Origin of the sequence: Micromonospora sp. M51 (genome assembly GCF_018070305.1) — a bacterium.
Lineage (GTDB): Bacteria > Actinomycetota > Actinomycetes > Mycobacteriales > Micromonosporaceae > Micromonospora > Micromonospora parva.
The window spans coordinates 1-4,984 of record NZ_JAGPXZ010000456.1 but is presented as its reverse complement, the minus strand read 5'-3'; the positions used below and the strand labels follow the sequence as shown (position 1 = coordinate 4,984).

The following is a 4,984-nucleotide window of genomic DNA, read 5'->3' as shown; positions in this document are numbered from 1 at the left end:
GTGCTCGGGACCGGCTGGAGGTGTTACGTGCAGGCTCCCGTCGACGATCTCGTAGCGGTTCCCGTCCTCAGGCAGGTGGAACAGGTCCTGCTCACGCCACGCGCGCGCAGGGGGTCGCCACTCGTAGGTCGGCTGTGCCATCGCGTTCACCTCCTCTCGCAACCATAATGGCCCGGGCCGGCGTCGGTTCGCACCCACGCCGGCCCGGGCCACGTACTCGATGCTCAGGCGCTCTGCGCGTCCTTCGCGCGGGCCTTCAACGCCCGCACCACACCGTCGCGACCCTCGGCCACCAGCCGACGCAGCGGGGCGGGGTGCCCGTCGCCGGCCAGCCACGCGTCGGTGGCCGCCACCGTGTCGTCCGCCACCAGGTAGGTGGGGTACGCCAGCTGGGCGAACTCCTGCGCCGGCTCGCTGTCCCGGGTGGCCCACACCTGCCCGACCGCCGCGAAGTACCGCTCGCGGTACGGGGTGACCAGCTCCACCTGCGTCGGGTGGGCGAAGCCCTGCAACAGCGCCCGGTGCCGCCAGTTGGGCAGCGCGTCCGGGCCGGTGAGCAGGGCCCACACGGCGGCCTTGTTCTCCGCCGTCGGGATCAACGCGTGCGCGTACGCGGCCTCCCGCTCACCACTGGCCGTACGGTCGCCGCTCAGCTCCGCCTCGATCTCGGCGGCGCCGGCGGCACCGTTGGCCACCAGCGCGGCGAGGACCGACCAGCGCAGCTCGGTGTCGACGGTCAGCCCGGCCGGCACGCCGGTGCCGTCCAACCAACCCCGCAGCGTCGCCAGGTCCTCCTCGGAGCGGACCGCCGAGGTGAACGCGCGGGCCCAGGCCAACTGGAACCCGCTGCCGGGCTCGGCGGCGGCGAGCGCGTCGCGGGCGGTACGGGCCAGGTCGGCCCAGCCGGTGGGCGCCCAGGCCGGGTCGGCGTACAGGGTGAGCGCGGTGGTCGCCTGCCGCAGGGTGGCGGTGACCAGGTTGATGTCGGTCTCCGCGGGCAGCCCGCTCAGCGTCAGCGCCACGTAGTCGCGGGCGGACAGTTCGGCGTCGCGGATCATGTCCCACGCGGCGGTCCAGCAGAGCGCGCGGGCCAGCGACGAGTCGAAGCCACCGATGTGCTGCACCACTGTCGCCATCGAGCGCTCGTCGAGGCGCAGCTTGGTGTAGCTGAGGTCGTCGTCGTTGAGCAGCAGCACGTCGGCCGCCCGGACACCGCGCAGCGGGGCGAGATCCGTGTGCTCGCCGGTCACGTCCACCTCGTACCGCTCCCGACGGACCAGCCGCCCGTCGGTCAGGTCGTACAGGCCCACGCCGATCCGGTGCGTACGCAGCGTCGGGTACGCCGCCGGCGCCTCCTGTCGCACCAGCACCTGCTCGTACGTGCCGTCCGCCCCGATGGTCACCTCCGGTCGCAGCGTGTTGACCTGCGCGGTCTCCAACCACTGCGCGGCGAACTTGCGCAGCTCCCGGCCGGATGCGGCCTCCAGTTCGGTGAGCAGGTCGTCGAAGGTGGCGTTGCCCCAGGCGTGCTTGCCGAAGTAGGCCCGCAGCCCGGCCACGAACGGCTCCTCACCCACGTAGGCGACAAGCTGCTTGAGCACGCTCGCGCCCTTGGCGTAGGTGATGCCGTCGAAGTTGACCTCCACGGCCTCCATGTCCGGCATCTCGGTGTAGACCGGGTGGGTGGAGGAGAGCTGGTCCTGCCGGTAGCCCCAGTTCTTCCGGATGGACAGGAAGGTCGTCCACGCCTCGGTGAACCGGGTCGCGTTGGTGTTGCACCAGTGGCTGGCCCACTCGGCGAACGACTCGTTCAGCCACAGGTCGTTCCACCAGCGCATGGTGACCAGGTCACCGAACCACATGTGGGCCAGTTCGTGCAGGATCGTGTTGGCCCGCTGCTCGTACTCGAAGTCGGTGACCTGCGAGCGGAACAGGTAGTGCGACTCGGCGTGCGTCACGCAGCCGAAGTTCTCCATCGCGCCGGCGTTGAAGTCGGGCACCCAGAGCTGGTCGTACTTCGGCAGCGGGTAGCGCACCCCGAACTTCTCGTGGAAGAAGTCGAAGCCCTGCTTGGTGATCAGGAACAGGTCGTCGGAGTCCAGGTACCGCGCCATCGACGCCCGGCAGAACACCCCCAGGTCGATGCCGTCGTGGGCGTCGCGCACCTCGTGGTACGGCCCGGCGCACATCGCCGTGATGTAGGTGCTCATCCGGGGCGACTCGGCGAAGTGCAGCGTCTTGAGCGCCTCACCCGCCGGCTCCTCGCGCTGCACGGGCATGTTGGACACCGCCCGCCAGTGCGCCGGCACGGTGACGTGCCAGGTGTAGACGCTCTTCAGGTCGGGCTGGTCGAAGCAGGCGTACACCCGCTGCGCGTCGGCCGTCTCGAACTGGCTGTACAGGTACGTCTCCCCGTCCACCGGGTCGACCGTCCGGTGCAGGCCCTGACCGCTGTTGGAGTAACCGAAGTCGGCCTCGACCACCAGGACGTTGTCGCTGTCCAAACCGGACAGTGTCAGGCCCTTCTCGGCGGACCAGTCGGAGAGGTCGACGGGCGTGCCGTTCAGCGTCGCGGACCGCACCGACTCGGCGGCCAACTCGATGAACGTGCTCGCCCCCGGTTCGGAGCAGCGGAACCGAACCTCGGTCGTCGAGGAGAACGTGCGACCGTCGGCCGCCAGCACGGCGGTGGACAGGTCCAGACTGATGTCGTACCCCGTCACGTTGAGCAGGCGTGCCCGCTCGGTCGCCTCGACCTGCGTCAGGTTGCGCACTCCCGGCACTGTTCGTCTCCATCCCACGTGTCGCCGTACGCCCGGCGGCGCCCGTTCGCCTACCGCTCGTGACGGCCGGCCCGATTCGAGTCTTCCATGTACGGGCAGCCCGCGGTGGCCGAGGTCACGCTCTCATTCGGGTGCCGGTCGATGTGCTGCGGGGTGAAGATTCTTCTGAGACGCCGACTCCCGGCGCCACCCGTTGTGAAGGGATCTCACCGTGACCGAACGTGTCACCGCCGACATGTGGTTCGACCCGGCCTGCCCGTGGGCATGGATCACCTCACGCTGGCTGCTCGAGGTCGAGCAGGTCCGGGATGTGGATATCCGGTTCCACGTGATGAGCCTCGCCGTGCTCAACGACGGCCGCGAGGAACTGCCCGAGGAGTACAAGGAGTTCCTGAAGACGGCGTGGGGCCCGGTGCGGCTCTGCATCGCCGCCGAGCAGCGCCACGGCAACGAGGTGCTGCGCCCGCTCTACACCGCGCTCGGCACCCGGATCCACCTGCAGAAGCAGGAGCGGAACACCGAGCTGTACGTGGCCGCGCTCACCGACGCCGGCCTGGACCCGGCGCTGGCCGCGGCCGCCGACAGCACCGACTACGACGAGGCGCTGCGGGCCAGCCACGAGGCGGGCATGCGCCCGGTCGGACAGGACGTGGGCACTCCGGTCGTGCACGCGCCCGGCCCGGACGGCGCTCCTGTCGCGTTCTTCGGCCCGGTGATCACCCCGGCTCCGAAGGGGGAGGCCGCCGGCCGGCTCTGGGACGGCGTGCTGCTGGTCGCCGGCACCCCGGGCTTCTACGAGCTCAAGCGCACCCGGGAGCAGGACCCGATCTTCGACTGAGCGACGGCCACCGCGCCCCCGTCCGTGCCGCTTCAGCTGCGTGGACGGGGGCGTTTCGGGTCGGGTGCCGAGGTCGGCGGGCGGTCGTGGCGTCACCGGGAGGCGGGCGGCGTCGTTTCCCTCGGTGTCCGCCGCAGCGACCCGTAGGGCCGCACGCCGCAGCTCGTGGAGGCATTCCCGATGGCCAAGCACCGCGCGTCCGGTGACGAACAGTCGACCCGGCAGGGGGTGATCGAACCTCCCGGCGCGGACTACTGGTCCGTCGACGACTCCCGCTGGCCGACGGTCCGCCCGGATCTTCCCGCCCATCTGGTGGATCTGCTCGCGCCGCCCATCGTGGTGGGCGTGGCGCGGGTCCCGGTGACCTCCCGGCTCACCCCGCCCGCGGTGGTCGACCCGCTCCCGTCGCCCGCCGACGCCGTGCCGGCGGACGTGCCGGCGCTGGTGCCGTCGGGGGCGGCACCGGCCGAACCCGCGCCCCCGCCGCCGGCTCCGCCGCGTCCGGTGCCGACGCCGCCGCTGAACCCGAGGCCCGTTCCGACGCCGCCCCCGGACCGTCCCGTGCCGGGGCCGCCCACGTCGCCCCGCCGCTCCGTGAACACCGGGCCGATCGGGAGCGGTCGACGCGGCAACGGTGGGCCGGTGAGCGCGGGTCGACACCGCCGGGGCACGTCCGACCGCGCCGGCTGACCGACAGGGCGCTTTCATCTGGTGGACGCCCTGCGGGTCCCCGTCGGCGGCGACACCGTCGCCGGTAGCGTCAGTGGGTATGACGGTCGTGCATCCGATCACCCGGGCCTGGGTCACCACTGGCGGCACCGGCGCGCAGAACTACGACGAGTTCGCCGACGACGCGGAGATCACCGCGATCATCGAGTCGAACCCGCACAGTGCTCTCGGCATCGAAATGCCGCATCGCGCCCCGCAGAGCCTGGGCAAGTCGTTCCTCGACGCGCTGCCGGACGCGGTGTCCCGCCTCGCCGAAGCCAAGGCCGACGGCAGTTACACCCCCGCCGAGCAGGTGGTGGTGCTCTACCGGATCAGCGCACCCGGCGAGGAGCCGGCGTACGGGATGTTCGCGATGGTGGACACCGACCAGATCTCCACCCGGGCGGACGAGCCGGGCCTGGTCATCCGCAACGAGGACGTCTTCATCGCCAAGGTCCGCGAGCGGGTGGCGCTGGCCGACGCGCTGGGCCACCTGCTCTCACCCGTACTCCTGCTGCAGACCGGGCGTGGCGATGAGCTGCACGCGGCGCTCGCGGCGGCGACCGACGCGGCCGGTGCGCCCGCCGCAACGGACACCGACCAGGCGGGGCGCACGCACGCGATCTGGCTGCTCGGCCCCGGCCCGGAGCAGACC

4 protein-coding genes are annotated in these 4,984 nt (G+C 71.7%); 3 read left to right on the top strand and 1 reads right to left on the bottom strand.

Translation table 11 applies throughout. From position 1 onward, the window contains the following. Positions 1 to 224 precede the first annotated feature (224 nt). On the bottom strand, positions 225 to 2,774 hold the full coding sequence (pepN, locus tag KBX53_RS21945) for an aminopeptidase N (protein ID WP_030333511.1): 2,550 nt from the start codon (positions 2,772 to 2,774) through the stop codon (positions 225 to 227). A 220-nt stretch (positions 2,775 to 2,994) separates the two neighbouring features. Here pepN and KBX53_RS21940 point away from each other — a divergent pair, with 220 nt between their 5' ends. The 3 genes from KBX53_RS21940 to KBX53_RS21930 all read left to right on the top strand — a co-directional run. Continuing rightward, positions 2,995 to 3,621 (top strand): DsbA family protein, encoded by a 627-nt coding sequence (locus KBX53_RS21940; protein WP_210861360.1) that lies wholly within the window; start codon positions 2,995 to 2,997, stop codon positions 3,619 to 3,621. A gap of 180 nt (positions 3,622 to 3,801) precedes the next feature. After that, positions 3,802 to 4,311, top strand: a complete 510-nt coding sequence (locus KBX53_RS21935) for a hypothetical protein (protein WP_051708588.1) — start codon at positions 3,802 to 3,804, stop codon at positions 4,309 to 4,311. Positions 4,312 to 4,390: 79 nt separating this feature from the next. Continuing rightward, positions 4,391 to 4,984 (top strand): DUF1015 family protein (locus KBX53_RS21930; protein ID WP_210861357.1); only part of this gene is annotated, 594 nt, incomplete at its 3' end.

Coding starts and splice junctions, on each gene's coding strand:
- KBX53_RS21935 (WP_051708588.1), top strand. CDS start 3,802: ATGGCCAAGCACCGCGCGTCCGGTGACGAACAGTCGACCCGGCAGGGG.